The 15090-nt window shown below is 75.0% G+C and carries 14 protein-coding genes; 9 read left to right on the top strand and 5 right to left on the bottom strand.

What is annotated here, in order from left to right:
• Positions 1–6: 6 nt before the first annotated feature.
• The 3 genes from IE308_RS25020 to IE308_RS25010 form a co-directional block, all read right to left on the bottom strand.
• Entirely contained in the window at positions 7–1233 is a 1227-nt protein-coding gene (locus IE308_RS25020) for an alpha/beta hydrolase family protein (protein WP_229909041.1), read from the bottom strand.
• Positions 1230–2165: a zinc-binding dehydrogenase gene (locus IE308_RS25015; protein ID WP_190219642.1), complete on the bottom strand. Its 936-nt coding sequence runs from the start codon at positions 2163–2165 to the stop codon at positions 1230–1232. Before IE308_RS25015 ends, IE308_RS25020 begins: the two co-directional genes overlap by 4 nt.
• A 105-nt stretch (positions 2166–2270) precedes the next feature.
• Positions 2271–2669 carry a VOC family protein gene (locus IE308_RS25010; protein WP_190219641.1) on the bottom strand — a complete coding sequence of 133 codons (399 nt, stop codon included), beginning with the start codon at positions 2667–2669 and terminating at the stop codon, positions 2271–2273.
• A gap of 97 nt (positions 2670–2766) precedes the next feature.
• Here IE308_RS25010 and IE308_RS25005 point away from each other — a divergent pair, with 97 nt between their 5' ends.
• Together IE308_RS25005 and IE308_RS25000 are read left to right on the top strand one after the other, a co-directional pair.
• Positions 2767–3450 carry a TetR/AcrR family transcriptional regulator gene (locus IE308_RS25005; protein WP_190219640.1) on the top strand — a complete coding sequence of 228 codons (684 nt, stop codon included), beginning with the start codon at positions 2767–2769 and terminating at the stop codon, positions 3448–3450.
• A gap of 109 nt (positions 3451–3559) precedes the next feature.
• The gene (locus tag IE308_RS25000) at positions 3560–4951 is read left to right on the top strand and encodes a hypothetical protein (protein WP_190219841.1); all 1392 of its coding nucleotides are present in this window, start codon (positions 3560–3562) and stop codon (positions 4949–4951) included.
• Between the two features lie 72 nt (positions 4952–5023).
• Here the strand turns inward: IE308_RS25000 and IE308_RS24995 are convergent, their stop codons facing one another.
• Together IE308_RS24995 and IE308_RS24990 are read right to left on the bottom strand one after the other, a co-directional pair.
• Positions 5024–6235: an NAD(P)/FAD-dependent oxidoreductase gene (locus tag IE308_RS24995; RefSeq protein ID WP_110629355.1), complete on the bottom strand. Its 1212-nt coding sequence runs from the start codon at positions 6233–6235 to the stop codon at positions 5024–5026.
• 136 nt (positions 6236–6371) lie between these two features.
• The gene (locus IE308_RS24990) at positions 6372–7316 is read right to left on the bottom strand and encodes an RNA polymerase sigma-70 factor (protein ID WP_190219639.1); all 945 of its coding nucleotides are present in this window, start codon (positions 7314–7316) and stop codon (positions 6372–6374) included.
• A gap of 234 nt (positions 7317–7550) precedes the next feature.
• Between IE308_RS24990 and IE308_RS24985 the strand changes: the two genes are divergently transcribed.
• The 7 genes from IE308_RS24985 (at position 7551) to IE308_RS24955 (ending at position 15089) form a co-directional block, all read left to right on the top strand.
• Positions 7551–9251, top strand: a complete 1701-nt coding sequence (locus IE308_RS24985; RefSeq protein ID WP_190219638.1) for an FAD-dependent oxidoreductase — start codon at positions 7551–7553, stop codon at positions 9249–9251.
• A gap of 205 nt (positions 9252–9456) precedes the next feature.
• Positions 9457–9975: a hypothetical protein gene (locus tag IE308_RS24980; protein ID WP_110629352.1), complete on the top strand. Its 519-nt coding sequence runs from the start codon at positions 9457–9459 to the stop codon at positions 9973–9975.
• Between the two features lie 147 nt (positions 9976–10122).
• On the top strand, positions 10123–10812 hold the full coding sequence (locus IE308_RS24975) for a class F sortase (RefSeq protein ID WP_110629351.1): 690 nt from the start codon (positions 10123–10125) through the stop codon (positions 10810–10812).
• Between the two features lie 167 nt (positions 10813–10979).
• Positions 10980–12104 carry a SchA/CurD-like domain-containing protein gene (locus IE308_RS24970; protein ID WP_110629350.1) on the top strand — a complete coding sequence of 375 codons (1125 nt, stop codon included), beginning with the start codon at positions 10980–10982 and terminating at the stop codon, positions 12102–12104.
• Positions 12105–12157: 53 nt separating this feature from the next.
• Positions 12158–12577 carry a cupin domain-containing protein gene (locus tag IE308_RS24965; protein ID WP_190219637.1) on the top strand — a complete coding sequence of 140 codons (420 nt, stop codon included), beginning with the start codon at positions 12158–12160 and terminating at the stop codon, positions 12575–12577.
• Positions 12574–13842: a beta-ketoacyl-[acyl-carrier-protein] synthase family protein gene (locus IE308_RS24960; protein WP_190219636.1), complete on the top strand. Its 1269-nt coding sequence runs from the start codon at positions 12574–12576 to the stop codon at positions 13840–13842. The genes IE308_RS24965 and IE308_RS24960 overlap by 4 nt, the downstream gene beginning before the upstream one ends.
• Positions 13839–15089 carry a beta-ketoacyl synthase N-terminal-like domain-containing protein gene (locus tag IE308_RS24955; protein WP_190219635.1) on the top strand — a complete coding sequence of 417 codons (1251 nt, stop codon included), beginning with the start codon at positions 13839–13841 and terminating at the stop codon, positions 15087–15089. The genes IE308_RS24960 and IE308_RS24955 overlap by 4 nt, the downstream gene beginning before the upstream one ends.
• Position 15090: the final 1 nt, after the last annotated feature.

Genomic DNA, 15090 nt, shown 5'->3' with positions numbered 1-15090 from the left:
CTCGTCTCACCGCGCCCCCGTCAGCGTGCCGGCCATGTGGTCGGCCAGGTGGGGCAGCCAGTCCGGGCGGGCGTTGCCCAGGAGGTGGTCGCCGTGGGGGACGGAGAGGTACGTGCCGTGGGGGGCGAGGCGGGCCAGGGGGGCGCCGTCGGTCACGCCCGGGATGACGTCCCGGCCTCCGTCGACGACGAGGAGGGGGGCGGCGATACGCGGCGCGAGGGCGGTCAGGTCGACCTGCCGGGCGAAGGCGCGGGCGGCGTCGGCGCCTCCGGTGCGCAGGGTCAGGATGTGCCGTACGGGCGGGGGCAGCGCGTCCCAGTCGAGGCGGGACGGGCCGCTGACCGTGGCCGCCGCGGCGACGCGCGGTTCGAGGGCCGCGGCGCGGGCCGCGAAGAAGCCGCCCAGGCTGAGACCGACCACGCCGACGCGGGCGACGCCGAGCGCGTCGACGACACGGCCGACGACCTGCTCGTAGTCCGGGCGGAGCGCCGTCGTCGCGGCGAGGGCGCCCTGGCCGGGGCCGTCCATCGCGAACACCGCCAGCCCGCGCGCCAGCAGCGCGGACGCCAGGTCGAGGAACTCCTCCTTGGCCGAGTCCAGCCCGGGGACGACGACCACGGTGCCGGGCGCGTCGGCGGGGCCGCGCAGCCAGCCGGTGAACCCCTCCCCGGAGACGCGCCGCGCGCCCGGCTCCAGCAGGGCGAGGCCCCGGCCCAGCGCGTCGTCCGCCTCGGCGGCGGCGTACGGCGCCTCCGCGTCGTGGGCGAGGGTGGCGAGGTGGAACCAGCGGGCCGCCGTCAGCAGGTGCGTGCCCGCCGAGACGGGCGAGCCGGCCCGCTCGGCGCGGTCCAGGTGGGCGCGCCCGGCCCGCCGCAGGGCCGGGGCCCAGTCGGCGACGGAGGTCAGGCCCTCGGTGACCCGGCGGTACTCGTGCGGATCGACGCCCGCGCCGGTGGCCCGGGTCCACTGGGCGGCGGCGAAGTCGGCGACGGCGTCCGCGGCCTGGGCGGCGGCGAAGTCGGCGGGGTCCGCGGCGTGGGCGGCGGGGCCCGCGGCGTGGGCGGCGGTGTCCGCAGCCTGGGCGGCAGCAAGGCCGACGACGGCGTCCGCGGCCTCGGCGGCGGCGAAGTCGGCGGGGTCCGCGGCGTGGGCGGCGGCGAGGTCCGCGGCGTCCGCGGCGGGGGCCGCGGCCTGGATGGCCGTCGGGTCCGTGGGCCGGTCGGTGGTGGTCATCGGTGGTCCCCTTCCCGTTCCTTGTCGATCGTCAGGACGGCCTTGCCGCGGATGCGGCGCTCGCGCAGGTCGACCAGGGTGTCGGCGGTGTGCGTCCAGTCGGCGGTGCGGCTGATCTCCGGGTGCAGCCGGCCCTGCCCGACGAGGCGTACGAGGGCGGCGAGGTCGGGGCCGTAGGGCGCTCCGGCGTAGTGGAAGTGCTGGATCGTGACGCGTTCGGGCCCGGTCAGCAGGTCGAAGAAGTCGAGGGTGACCGGCGTACGGCCGGCCTGCCCGAACCACACGAGCGTGCCGCCCGGTCGCGTCCTGGCCAGAGCGGCCGGCAGCGCGGGGCCGCCCGTGGATTCCAGTACGACGTCGAAGGGGCCGTCGGCCGCGGCGACCTCGTGGACCACCGTCGCGCCCAGCTCGGCGAGGCGCCGGCCGCGCTCCGGGGTGGCCGTCACCGCGGTCAGCTCGGCGCCGGAGCCGACGGCCAGCTCGGTGACGTAGTGGCCGACGCCGCCCGAGGCGCCGGTCAGCAGCACCCGGCGGCCGGCCAGGGAACCGGCCGTGCGCAGCAGCCGCAGCGCGGTGATGCCGGCCAGCGGCAGGGCGGCGGCCCGGACGTGGTCGAGGGTGTCCGGCAGCACCGCGAGGGAGTGCGTGGGGACGGCGGCGTACTCGGCCCAGCCGCCGGATGCGGGATGCCCGACCACGCGGGTGCCGACGCCGGGGCCCGTGCCGTCGGCGGCGGCCTGCACCACGAGCCCCGCCACGTCCTTGCCCGGCAGCAGTCCGGGCCGGGGCCGCTCCAGCAGGAAGGTCTCGCCCCGGTTCGGCGCGAACGCCTCGACCTTGACCAGGACTTCGCCGGGTTCGGGGACCGGCTGGGGCGCCTCCGCGAAGGCGACCGGGCGGGCCGCGTTCCCCGTGGGAATCAGTCGTCGCATGCCGGCCATGCAACCGCCCGGCCCGCCCGGTGATCCAACAACGACCGGTCGAGACCGACAACCACCCGTTGTCGCCCCAGGTGACGGCCGCGGTCCGACGCGGCGTCAGCCCTGGCCGCCCTGGCCTTCCCCGGTCCATTCGACGAACTGGACGACGACCCCGTTGGGGTCGGTGATCTGGAACAGGCGCTCGCCCCACGGTTCCTCGCGCAGCGGCATGGTGATCTCCACGCCCGCCTCGCGCAGCCGCTTCTCGTTCGCCTCCAGGCCGGAGGCGACCGTGAAGGCGAGGATCAGACCGGCGGCCCGCTGGTCGCGCTGCCCGGGCGGCAGCACCTCGATGCCCCGGGCGAGCAGGACGACGTCGAAGGCGTCGTCGCGGGTGAGGGAGGCGAAGCCGTCGGCGGCGTGGCGGACGGTGTAGCCGAGGTGGGCGGTGAAGAACTCCTGGGAGGCGGCGACGTCGTCGACGGTCAGGGAGACGGTGGAGGCGGTGAACTGCAAAGGGATCCCCTCGGGGTAAGTTTACGTCCGTCGTAACTTTAGCCAGGGATACCCCCGGGGTGTCAACGTAAACTTACGACCGGCGTAAGATTCCTCCATGCCCAGTCCGACCCCCGCCCCCGCCGGTCTCCGCGAGGCGAAGAAGCAGGAGACCCGGCAGCTCATCTCCGACCACGCGACCCGGCTGTTCATCGCCCAGGGCTTCGAGCGGACGACCATCGCCGAGATCGCCGCCGCCGCCCGCGTCGCGAAGAAGACCGTCACCAACTACTTCGCCCGCAAGGAAGACCTGGCCCTGGACCACCAGGAGGACTTCGCCGCCTCCCTCGCCCGCGCGGTCTCCGGGCGCCGGCCGGGCGAGTCGGCGCTGGCCGCCCTGCGCCGGGCGTTCGCCGACGCGGTGGCGGAGCGCGACCCGGTCGCCGGGTTCTCCGGCCGGGACTTCGCCCGCATGGTCGCCGACAGCCCCACCCTGAGCGCCTGCCTGCGCGGCCTGCACGACCAGCGCGAGCACCGCCTCGCCGAGGCCCTCGCCGAGGCCACCGGCACGCACCCCGAGGACGTCACCGTGCGCACCGCGGCCGGGGTGCTGGCCGCCGTCCACCGCGTGCTGTTCCAGCGCATTCAGGAGCTGACCCTCGACGGCCGGCCGGCCGACCGGATCGCCGCCACCGTCGCCCCGGAGGCCGACCGCGCCTTCGGCCTGCTGGAGCCGGCCCTGGCGGACTACGCGGTGGCCGCCGACCCCCACGCGCCCCAACTGTTGTCCAGCGTCCCGTAAATCACCTGCGGCGGGTCACGGCACACCCCTACGATCCCCTCGCCGCTCGCACACCCGTACGTATCCGGGAGCGCTGTGCGGGCGGCTCGACAGGAGGATCCACTTGACCATGTCCCTCGGTGCGCGGGTGCGTACCGTTCTCGCCTCGGTGGGAGGCCTCGGGCTCGCGCTGGGCGGTGCCGTGTCGCCCGCGAGCGCGGCCGACGGCGTACCCCTGACGCCCACGCAGTTGTTCAACGCCTACCGCCACTGCTCCACCGACGCGGACCGGCCCACGTACGTCTGGGCCGGCAGCGGCCTGGTCGTCGAGGGCATCCCCACCACCACCGACCCCACCGGCTGGACCCGGGTCGGCGTGCGCTACCAGGTCTGGCCGGCCGGGCACCCGGAGCAGGCCACGACGGTCACCCGGACGTCCGCCACCGCCGGGTTCGAGTCCCCCGCCACACTGCCCGCCGAGGCGCTCGCCGACGGGCAGACCTACGCCTGGCAGGCACAGACCCTGGCCGGGGACGCGGCCTCCGACTGGTCGGCGCCCTGTTACGTCACCGTCGACAACACCCGGCCCGCGAACGCGCCGGCGGTCTCCTCGCCCAACTACCCGGCGGACACCTGGAACCAGGGCGGCGAGCCGGTCCGGTTCACGCTCGGCGCGGGCGGCGCCGGTGACGTGGAGGGCTACGAGTTCTCCTGGCAGCAGGACTTCCCGGTGATCGGCACGAACATCGGCGACCACGGGATCCCGCAGCCCACCGACCCGTACGCGGACACCCGCTGGTTCGTGCGCGCGGACTCCCTCGGCGGCCCGGCCACGCTGAGCCTGATCCCGCCGGGCGGCTCCGGTCCGATGACCCTGTGGGTGCGCAGCCTGGACCGCGCGTACAACGTCTCGGCGGCCGCTTCCTACACCTTCCGGGTGGCTTCCACGGCCCCCACCGTCACCCCGGCCGGCCCGTCACCCGAGTTCGGCAAGCCGGCCACGTTCCGCCTCCGGCCGAACCCGGCGCTCCAGGCGAAGAGCCCGGTCGTCGCGTACTCCGTGCGGACGCTGGGCGGCCAGGACGGCGGGCGGACCGTCGAGGTCCCCGCGGAGGCGGACGGCACCGCGTCCGTGGAGCTGACGCTCGACGGCATCTACGGCGAGCGCGTCGAGGTGAGCGGCAGGAGCGCGAACGGCTGGGTGAGCGACGCGGCGTCGTGGAGCATCACCTACGACACCACGCCCACCGTCACCTCGCAGACGTACCCCGAGAACGGCACGGGCGGCGGGGTCGGTGTCCCCGGCACCTTCACGTTCCTGCCGAAGGTGAAGGACGTCGTGAGCTACACGTACTCCTTCAACGGCGGCGACGAGGTCACGGTCGACGCGGGCGCCCACCACGGGGCCGCCGTCGAGTGGACGCCCGACACGGAGGGCTGGTGCTACCTCACCGTGCGGGCGACGACCGCCTCGGGCATCGAACTGGCCTCGTACGACTACTACTTCACGGTCGCGGGCTGAGCCGACGGACCGGGCCGGGTGCTGTCCCGGCCCGGTCCCTCCCCCGGAGGGGTGCCCCCTGGGCGGCGCGGCTCAGGCCGCCACCTCGGTGGGCGCCGCGGCCGTCTCCGTCGCCGCCCGGCCCTCGGCCCGCACGACCCGGTGGCGGCGGACCGGGCCCATCACGGGGTGGGCGACACCCCAGGCCGCGCCCTTGCAGATGATCTCCTTGTAGCGGGCGGCCAGGCGGCCGGTGAGGGCCGCGCGGACCGCGCGGTCGTCGGCGGTGACGTACTGGATCAGACCGTCCCGGCGGCCCAGCGAGATGCACTGGTTGAAGTAGCGCAGCGGCACGGTCGGCACCTTCCGCCCGGTGAGGCGGGCCGCGATGGCGTCGGCGGCCTGCCAGCTCATCGGGACGCCCGAGGCGCACGACATGCGGAGCGGCTTGTCGCCGGGGCCCATCGCGAGGGCCGCGTCACCGATGGCGTACACGTCCGGGTGCGAGACCGAGCGCATCGTCCGGTCGACGACGATCTGGCCGTTGTCCGCGACCTCCAGGGTGGTGGCCCGGGCGATCGGGTGGACGGCGAAGCCGGTGGTCCACACGGTGACGGCGGCCGGGATCGCCGTACCGTCGCCGGTGCGGACCCGGTCGGCCTCCACGGCCGCGACCTCGGTGTGCTCGTGCGCGGTGATGCCGAGCCGCCCGAAGACCTTGCGCAGGTGCGCGCGGCCCTTGTCGGAGAGCCAGTCGCCGAGGCCGTCGCGGGCGACGAGGGCGACGTCGAGGTCCGGGCGGGCCTCGGCGATCTCGGTCGCGGCCTCGATGCCGGTCAGGCCGCCGCCGACGACCACCACCGGCTGCCCGGCGGTGAGGCCGGCCAGCCGCTCGCGCAGCCGCAGCGCTCCGGGCCGGCTCGCGATCTGCTCGGCGTGCTCGGCGACGCCGGGGACGCCGTGGTCGTCCCAGCCGCTGCCGAGGGCGTACACGAGGGTGTCGTACTCCAGGGTCTGCGCCGTGCCGTCCGCCGCCGTCACCGCGACGGTCCGCGCGTCGGCGTCGACGGCGGTGACCTTCGCGAGCTTCAGCTCCACGCCCGTGCCCGCGTACATCTCGGCGAACGGACGGGGGGTCAGGTCCTGGCCGGCCGCGAGCTGGTGCATCCGGACGCGCTCGACGAAGTCCTCCTCGGCGTTGACGAGGGTGATGGCGACGTCGTCGCGGTGCAGCCGCTTCGCGAGGCGCCCGGCGGCGGTGGCTCCGGTGTATCCGGCTCCGAGGACGATGATGCGGTGCTGCATGGTCTGACTCCTGTCTGCGCGGGTCCGCCCCTTGTCGTGCGCGGTGTCGACCCTTGAACCGGGCAGCGCCCGGTTCCCTGACAGGAATCCGAGAAATTCCGATGTGAACCAGCTCACACCGGGTGGAGCAGGCCGGTCAGAAGGCCCTGACCAGCGGTTCTCCGTGCTCGACGGAGTTCCAGAGCCGTGTCGCCCGCTCCAGCTTGTCCGGGTTCACCTGGTTGCGGACGGCGACGATGCCCTCGGGGGTGACCTCCAGGCACATCACGCCGACGACCCGGCCGTCCACGACCACCACGGCCGCGGGCTCGCCGTTGGCGGTCGTGGCGTACACGTCGGGGGAGCCGCCGACGATCTTCCGCTTCGCTTCGGTGGGCCGGAACAGGCCCCGCAGGAACTTCGCCACCGCGATCGCGCCCTCGAACGCCTTGGCGCGGGCCGGGACCTTGCCGCCGCCGTCGCCGATCGAGACGGCGTCCTCGGTGAGCAGCCGGACCAGCGGCTCGGTACGGCCGCTGGTCGCGGCCGCGAGGAACTCCTCGACGATGCGCCGGGCGGTGGCCTCGTCGATCTCGGTGCGGGCCTTGCCCTCGGCGACGTGCTTCTTCGCGCGGTGCAGGATCTGCTGGCTGGCGGCCTCGCTGATGTCGAGGATCTCGGCGATCTCCCGGTGCGGGTAGTCGAAGGCCTCCCGCAGCACGTACACGGCCCGCTCGCTGGGGGACAGCCGCTCCAGCAGCACGAGCACGGCGTACGACACCGACTCGCGCTGTTCGGCGGTGTCGGCCGGGCCGAGCATCGGGTCCCCGGCGAGCAGCGGCTCGGGCAGCCACTGCCCGACGTACGTCTCACGGCGGGCGCGGGCCGAGGTGAGCTGGTTGAGGCACAGGTTGGTGAGCACCTTCGTCAGCCAGGCCTCGGGCACCTGGACCCGCTCGACGTCGGCGGCCTGCCAGCGCAGGAACGTCTCCTGCACGGCGTCCTCGGCCTCACTGGCGGAGCCGAGCATCCGGTACGCGATCGCCTCCAGCCGCGGCCTGGCCGCCTCGAACCGGTCGACGTCCTCCATGGTCAGCCCCATGGCTGGATCCTAACTCCGGGGAGCCCGCGGCCGGAGGGCGGCGGGGGGTGCCGGGCGGTGGGGGAAGCGGGCCCGCCCGCCCGACGCGAACAGCGCACCGTCCTCCTTCCCCCGAACCGGGGAAGCCCATGCCCCCGTGAGGCGGCGCCACGTGCGGCGGGGCATGCATGAACATCCCCGGATCCCCGGTCCCGTGCGGCCGGGGGCATGTCCGCGATCGCCTGGAGGCCAGTGATGAGACAACCCGCCGCGCGCGCCGAACGCGCCGATGCCGCCGACCCGTCCGAGACCGCCGGCAGCGCCACCCACCACGTGCCCGTCCTCATCGTCGGCGGTTCCCTGGTCGGGCTGTCGACCTCGCTGTTCCTCGGCCGGCTGGGGGTACGGCACACCCTGGTGGAGCGGCACTCCGGCACCTCCATCCATCCGCGCGGGCGTGGCAACAACGTCCGCACGATGGAGCTGTTCCGGGTCGCCGGGACCGAGCCGGACATCCACCGCGCCGCCGAGACCCTCGCCGGCAACCACGGCATCCTGCAGACGCCCACGCTCGTCGGGGACGCCGGCGAGTGGCTGTTCCGGGAGATCGACCCCGGCGGCGGGCTGGCCCGCTTCAGCCCCACCGGCTGGTGCCTGTGCAGCCAGAACGACCTGGAGCCCGTCCTGCTCCGGCACGCCGGCCGGCTCGGCGGCGATCTGCGGTACTCCACCGAGATGCTGTCCTTCGAGGAGGACCCGGACGGCGTCACCGCGCTGGTCAAGAGCCGGGAGACCGGTGAGCACACCCGGATCCGCGCCGAGTACCTCGTCGCCGCCGACGGGCCCCGCAGCCCCGTGCGCGAGCAGCTCGGCATCGGGCAGAGCGGGCCGGGCGAGCTGTTCCACAACGTCAGCGTCACCTTCCGCTCCCGCCGCCTCGCCGACGTCGTCGGCGACCGCCGGTTCATCGTCTGCTACCTCACCAGCCCCGGCGCCGACGGCGCCCTGCTGCCCGTGGACAACCGCGAGCACTGGGTCTTCCACGCCCCCTGGCACCCCGAACAGGGCGAAACCCTGGAGGAGTTCACCGACGAGCGGTGCGCCGACCACATCCGCCGCGCGGTCGGCGACCTCGGCCTGGACGTGGAGATCACCGGCCGCGCCCCCTGGCACGCCGCGCAGCGCGTCGCCCGCAGCTACCGCTCCGGCCGGGTCTTCCTGGCCGGCGACTCCGCCCACGAGATGTCCCCCACGGGCGCCTTCGGCTCCAACACCGGCATCCAGGACGCCCACAACCTCGCCTGGAAGCTGGCCGCCGTCCTCGGCGGCTGGGCCGGCGACGGGCTGCTGGAGTCCTACGACGCCGAGCGCCGCCCCGTCGCCGAGGCCACCAGCGCCCGCGCCGCCGCCCGGTCGGCCGAGCACAGCCACCCCGGCTTCGCCCCGCCGCCCGGCACCGGCGGCGGCGGCCCGCAGCGCGGCATCCTCAACGTCGCCCTCGGCTACCGCTACCCGCACGGCGCCGTCCTCGGCGCCGACACCTCCGCCCCGGTCGTCCCGGAGAAGCTCGGCCTCTCCGGCGAACCCGGCACCCGCGCCCCGCACCTGTGGGTGCGTCACCAGGACGAGCGGCGCTCCACGCTCGACCTGTACGAGAAGTCGCTCGTCCTGCTCAGCGACGCCCAGGAGGGGCCGGACTGGCACCGGGCGGCGCTGCGGCTCGCCGAGGAGCTGTCCGTGCCGCTGGTCTCCCACCGGTTCGGCGCACTGGACGACGTCGCCGGGCTGGTCGCCGAGGACGGCGCGGACTGGGCCGAGCGGCACGGCACGACCCGCGCCGGAGCAGTCCTCGTACGCCCGGACGGGTTCGTCGCCTGGCGGTCGGCCGGCGCACCGCAGGAGGGCGCGGAGCCGACGCTGCGTCACGTCCTCACCACCGTGCTCGACCTGCGCTGAACCCGGTTCGGAGACCGGTCCCGAGGCCGCCCGGAACCCCGGCCCGGGACCGGCTCCGAACCCGTCCGGCCCGTACGGCCGTCACCCGCGTGAGCGCCCTGAGTGGTGGCGGCCGGTGGCCTGCCTGACGGTGGTTCACATCGGGGCCGGGTTCCCACAGCTGACACACAGGCAGCTGCCCGGCTCACGGTGGAAGGACCATCAGATGCGTTCAGCTCGTATCCTCCTGGCCACGGCGGCGGCCTCCGCCGCCCTCGCGCTCGGCGCCGGCGGCGCCTACGCGGCCGGCGGCGACTCCCAGCAGGACGGCTCCTCCTCCAGCTCCGGCCGGCAGGACTCCTCGTACAGCAAGGAGCACGGCAAGGAGCACGGCTCCGGCTACGAGAAGGAGCACGGCGGCAAGGACGAGGGCTACAGCCACGACGGGCCGCGTGGCGGCATGCACACCGGCGGCGGCGCGCTGACCCTCGTCAACCAGGACGACTGGGGCACCGCCCGCGACCCGAAGCAGGACCCGGAGACCTACAAGAAGGACAGCTCCGGCTCGGACAGCGGCCAGGACTCCTGGGGCGGCAAGCACGAGTCGCCGCGCGGCGGCATGCACACCGGCGGCGGCGCGCTCGCCGGTCCGACGGTGACCGCCGGTGGCCTGGCCGTCGTCGCGGTCGCGGGCGCCGGCCTGTACGCCGCCCGCCGCAAGAGGTCCGCAGCGGGCATGGCCTGACCATGCCGTCCGACATAGCCGCCGTGGCCGCCACCCGCGCGCGCCGCGTGGCGGCCCGGCCGGCCCCCCGTACACCCGTGACCGCGCGTGCCGCCCGCCCGGCCCGTGCGTCACCCCCGCTGCCGTGTCCAAGTGAGGTGGTCCTCGATGGCAGCCCCCGCTCCCCCCACCCCCGGCGGCACCGGTGAACCGGCCGAGCGCCGCTCCCGCTCCGGTCTGACCACCGTGTGCGCGGCGGGCCTGCTGGTCATCGCCGCCCTCCAGCTCAGCGGCCACGGCTCGGACAACGGCACCTCCGCCGCGCAGCCCCCGGCCGCCGCCCAGGCCGCGGTCCCCTCCGCCGGCGCCCCCGCCGCCCCCGCCGACCCGGAGGCCGGCAAGCACCTGCCGCGCTCGGCGCCCGTACGGCTGCTCATCCCGAAGATCTCCGTCGACGCGCCCTTCACCACGCTCTCCCTCGGGCCCACCGGCCAGCTTCAGCCCCCGCCCGCCGCCGACACCAACCTCGTCGGCTGGTACGCCGGGGGCGCCTCCCCGGGCGAGACCGGCACCGCGGTCGTCGCCGGGCACGTGGACACCGCCACGTCCGCCGCCGTCTTCGCCCGGCTCGACGAGCTGCGCGCGGGCGACGTCTTCCGCATCCAGCGCGCCGACGGCCGTACCGCGTCGTTCGTCGTCGACGACACGGAGACCTTCGACAAGGACGCCTTCCCCGACGAACGGGTGTACGCCGACGCCCCCCGGGCGGAGGTCCGGCTCATCACCTGTGCGGGTGACTACGACCACGCCGTGCGGGACTACACGGAGAACCTCGTCGTCTTCGCCCACCTCGTCTGACGCTCGGCCGGACGGCGTCCCCTCGTACGGCCCTGCCCACCCGCCCGGTCACCCGCGTAGTTCCCACGAGTCGCGCGCTTCCGGGGACGGGCACACGATCGATCCACGCGACCGCCGCGGCACCGCGGCCGGCCCCTGCCACCCCCCGCGAAGGAGTTGTCCCCAGGATGACCACCACGTCCGCCCCCGCCTCGGAGCTGCTGACCCGGCAGATCTCGCAGCGCGTCTCCCAGTCCGTGTTCGACGGCTCCCGCCTGCGTGTCGTCCTGCTGGTCGACGTCTACGACGGGGCACAGCAGCAGTTCCTCGAGGCCTACGAACAGCTGTGCAACCAGGTCGCGTCGGTGCCCGGGCACGTCAGCGACCAGCTGTGCCAGTCCATCGAGAACCCCTCCCAGTGGCTCATCACCAGCGAGTGGGAGTCCGCCCCGCCGTTCCTCGCCTGGGTCAACAGCGAGGAGCACGTGCGGATGGTGGAGCCGCTGCACAGCTGCGTCCGCGACACCCGCTCGCTGCGCTTCCACATCGTCCGCGAGACCGGCGGCCCCGCCGAGGCCGCCGACGCCGCGACCCGCCGCCTGCAGGCCTCCCCGCGGATCGGCGACGGACTGATCCGGCACGCCCTCACCTTCACGGTCAAGCCGGGCAGCGAGGACACCGTCGCGAAGATCCTCGCCGACTACGCCTCCCCCGAGCCGAAGGTCGACGACACCACCCGGCTGTGCCGCACCTCCCTGTTCATGCACGGCAACCGGGTGGTCCGCGCCATCGAGGTGCGCGGCGACCTGCTGGCCGCCCTGCGCCACGTCGCCCGCCAGCCCGAGGTGCGCGCGGTGGAAGAGGCCATCAACCCCTACCTGGAGCAGGACCGTGACCTCGACGACCCCGAGTCCGCACGGGTCTTCTTCACCCGGGCGGCGCTGCCGGCCGTGCACCACGTCACCGCCGAGCAGGACGACCCGCACGCCGAGCGGCACGCCCTGTACTACCCGGCGCGGCCCGGCCAGGGCATGCGGCTGGCGGAGCTGCTGGCCCAGCAGGACGAGGCCGCGGCCGACGACCCGGCCAGCCCGGTGCTGCGCAGCACCATCTTCCAGCGCGACGACGTCGTGGTCCGGCTGATCGACGTACGCGGCGGTCTGCCCGCCGCCGACCCGGCGCGCGCGCTCGGCCTGACGGACCCGGCGCGGGTGGCCGAGCTGACCGAACTGCCGGCCGACGGCCGCCTCGCGGACCTGCTGGAGCGGGCCCGTATGACGCCCGTCACCGACCGGCGCTCCCCCGAGGCCTGACGGCCCCTCGGAACCCGCGCCCGAAACCCCCCACACGCGATCGGAGCAACGTCGTGATCACCTCCCGTCCCAGAATCGTGGATCTCAGCGAGATCGAGCCCAACACCCGGCGCGGCGGCGACCTGCGCGCCCTGCTCACTCCCGCCACGGTCGGCTCCACCAGCGGCTTCATGGGCGTGGCCATCGTGCAGCCCGGCGACCGCATCGGCGAGCACTACCACCCGTACTCCGAGGAGTTCGTGTACGTCCTGTGCGGGCAGCTGGAGGTGGACCTGGACGGCGAACCGCACCCGCTCCAGCCGGAGCAGGGGCTGATGATCCCCATCGGCATGCGGCACCGCTTCCGCAACGTCGGCAAGGTGGAGGCGCGCCTCGTCTTCCACCTCGGTCCCCTCGCGCCGACCCCGCCGCAGGGCCACGTCGACACGGAGGGCACCGAGGAGGCCGACCGCGTCGTGGTGGCCGGGTCATGACCCGGCGTGTGGCGGTCACCGGCATAGGCGTGGTCGCCCCGGGCGGCATCGGCACCGCGGCCTTCTGGGACCTGCTGGCGGCCGGGCGCACCGCGACGCGGGGCATCACCTTCTTCGACCCGGCGGGCCTCAGATCGCGGATCGCCGCCGAGTGCGACTTCGACCCGGCGGCGCACGGGCTGGACGCGGAGCAGATCGCACGCTGCGACCGCTACATCCAGTTCGCGCTGGTCGCCGGGGAGGAGGCGGTCCGCGACGCCGGTCTGGAGCTGGCCCGGGAGGACCCGTGGCGGGTCGGGGTGTCCCTGGGCACCGCGGTCGGCGGCACCACCCGGCTGGAGCACGACTACGTGCTCGTCAGCCACGGCGGGCAGCGCTGGGACGTCGACCCGCGTGAGGCGGAGCCGCATCTGCACCGCGCGTTCGCGCCGAGCACCCTCGCCTCCGCGGTGGCGGAACGGTTCGGCGCGCAAGGCCCGGTGCAGACCGTCTCCACCGGCTGCACCTCCGGCCTGGACGCGGTCGGCTACGCCTTCCACACCATCGCCGAGGGCCGGGCCGACGTGTGCATCGCCGGCGCCTCCGACTCGCCGATCTCCCCCATCACCATGGCCTGCTTCGACGCGATCAAGGCCACCTCCCCCAACAACGACGACCCCGCCCACGCCTCGCGCCCCTTCGACGCCGACCGCGACGGGTTCGTCATGGGCGAGGGCGGCGCCGTCCTCGTCCTGGAGGAACTGGAACACGCCCGCGCCCGGGGCGCCCGGGTCTACGCCGAGCTGGGCGGCTACGCCACCTTCGGCAACGCCTACCACATGACCGGCCTGACCCGGGAGGGCCTGGAGATGGCCCGCGCCATCGAGACCGCTCTGGACCGGGCCCGCCTCGACCCCACCGCCGTCGACTACGTCAACGCGCACGGGTCGGGCACCCAGCAGAACGACCGCCATGAGACCGCCGCGGTGAAACGGGCGCTGGGGCAGCACGCCTACGCCACGCCCATGAGCTCCATCAAGTCGATGGTGGGGCACTCCCTCGGCGCGATCGGCGCGATCGAGGTCGCCGCCTGCGTGCTGGCCCTCGACCGCCAGGTGGTCCCGCCCACCGCCAACTACGAGACGCCGGACCCCGAGTGCGACCTGGACTACGTGCCGCGCACCGCGCGTGAGCGCAGGCTGGACACCGTGCTCTCCGTGGGCAGCGGGTTCGGCGGCTTCCAGTCCGCGGTGGTCCTGACCCGGCCGAGGGAGAGGACACGATGAGCGAACCGCATCCGCGGCGCGCCGCCGTCACCGGCATCGGTGTGGTGGCGCCCAACGGCACCAGCACCGAGTCCTTCTGGAAGTCCACCCAGGAAGGCCTCAGCGTCCTGGACCGCATCACCCGTGAGGGCTGCGGCCATCTGCCGCTGCGCGTGGCCGGCGAGGTCCGCGGCTTCGCGGCGGACACGGCGGTCGAGGAGCGCATTCTCGTGCAGACCGACCGGTTCACCCACTACGCGCTGGCCGCCGCCGACGCGGCCCTGGAGGACGCCCGGCTCGGCCGGGCCGACACCGACCAGGACCCGTTCTCCGTCGGCGTGGTCACCGCGGCCGGCTCCGGCGGCGGCGAGTTCGGCCAGCGGGAGCTGGAACAGCTGTGGGGCAAGGGCAGCCGCTATGTCGGCCCCTACCAGTCCATCGCCTGGTTCTACGCCGCCAGCACCGGCCAGATCTCCATCCGCCGCGGCTACAAGGGCCCCTGCTCGGTCGTCGCCGCCGACGAGGCGGGCGGCCTGGACGCCCTCGCGCACGCCGCGCGGGCCGTCAAGCGCGGCACGGACGTGCTGGTCGCGGGCGCGACCGAGGCCCCCCTCGCGCCGTACTCGATGGTGTGCCAGCTCGGCTACGAGGAGCTGTCCACCGAGGCCGACCCGGACCGCGCCTACCGCCCCTTCACCGACGCGGCCTGCGGGTTCGTGCCGGCCGAGGGCGGCGGGATGCTCGTCGTGGAGGACGAGGGCGCGGCCCGCGCGCGAGGGGCGCGGGTCCGGGCGGTGATCGCCGGGCACGCGGCCACCTTCACCGGCGCCTCCCGCTGGGAGGAGTCCCGGCAGGGCCTCGCCCGGGCCATCGCGGGCGCCCTGCAGGACGCCGGGTGCGCGCCCGGCGAGGTCGACGCGGTGTTCGCCGACGCGCTCGGCGTGCCCGCGGCCGACCGGGCCGAGGCGCTGGCGATCGCCGACGCGCTCGGCGCGCACGGCGCGCGCATCCCCGTCACCGCCCCCAAGACCGGTATCGGGCGCGGCTTCTGCGCGGCGTCCGTGCTGGACACCGCCGCCGCGGTGCTCGCGATGGAGCACGGCCTGATCCCGCCCACCCCGAACGTCTTCGACGTCAGCCACGACCTCGACCTCGTGACCGTGCGCGCCCGGCCCGCCGAGCTGCGCACGGTCCTCGTCCTCAGCCGGGGGCTCATGGGGTCGAACTCGGCGCTCGTGCTGCGGCGCGCGGCCGACGGAGAGGCGTAAA

The organism is Streptomyces griseosporeus (assembly GCF_014656055.1).
Taxonomy (GTDB): domain Bacteria; phylum Actinomycetota; class Actinomycetes; order Streptomycetales; family Streptomycetaceae; genus Streptomyces; species Streptomyces griseosporeus.
Note: the sequence above shows the minus strand (reverse complement) of the source record. Positions and strands in the feature narration are given on the sequence as shown.

Coding starts and splice junctions, on each gene's coding strand:
- IE308_RS25020 (WP_229909041.1), bottom strand. CDS start 1,233: ATGACCACCACCGACCGGCCCACGGACCCGACGGCCATCCAGGCCGCG.
- IE308_RS25015 (WP_190219642.1), bottom strand. CDS start 2,165: ATGCGACGACTGATTCCCACGGGGAACGCGGCCCGCCCGGTCGCCTTC.
- IE308_RS25005 (WP_190219640.1), top strand. CDS start 2,767: ATGCCCAGTCCGACCCCCGCCCCCGCCGGTCTCCGCGAGGCGAAGAAG.
- IE308_RS25000 (WP_190219841.1), top strand. CDS start 3,560: ATGTCCCTCGGTGCGCGGGTGCGTACCGTTCTCGCCTCGGTGGGAGGC.
- IE308_RS24995 (WP_110629355.1), bottom strand. CDS start 6,235: ATGCAGCACCGCATCATCGTCCTCGGAGCCGGATACACCGGAGCCACC.
- IE308_RS24990 (WP_190219639.1), bottom strand. CDS start 7,316: ATGGGGCTGACCATGGAGGACGTCGACCGGTTCGAGGCGGCCAGGCCG.
- IE308_RS24985 (WP_190219638.1), top strand. CDS start 7,551: ATGAGACAACCCGCCGCGCGCGCCGAACGCGCCGATGCCGCCGACCCG.
- IE308_RS24980 (WP_110629352.1), top strand. CDS start 9,457: ATGCGTTCAGCTCGTATCCTCCTGGCCACGGCGGCGGCCTCCGCCGCC.
- IE308_RS24975 (WP_110629351.1), top strand. CDS start 10,123: ATGGCAGCCCCCGCTCCCCCCACCCCCGGCGGCACCGGTGAACCGGCC.
- IE308_RS24970 (WP_110629350.1), top strand. CDS start 10,980: ATGACCACCACGTCCGCCCCCGCCTCGGAGCTGCTGACCCGGCAGATC.
- IE308_RS24960 (WP_190219636.1), top strand. CDS start 12,574: ATGACCCGGCGTGTGGCGGTCACCGGCATAGGCGTGGTCGCCCCGGGC.
- IE308_RS24955 (WP_190219635.1), top strand. CDS start 13,839: ATGAGCGAACCGCATCCGCGGCGCGCCGCCGTCACCGGCATCGGTGTG.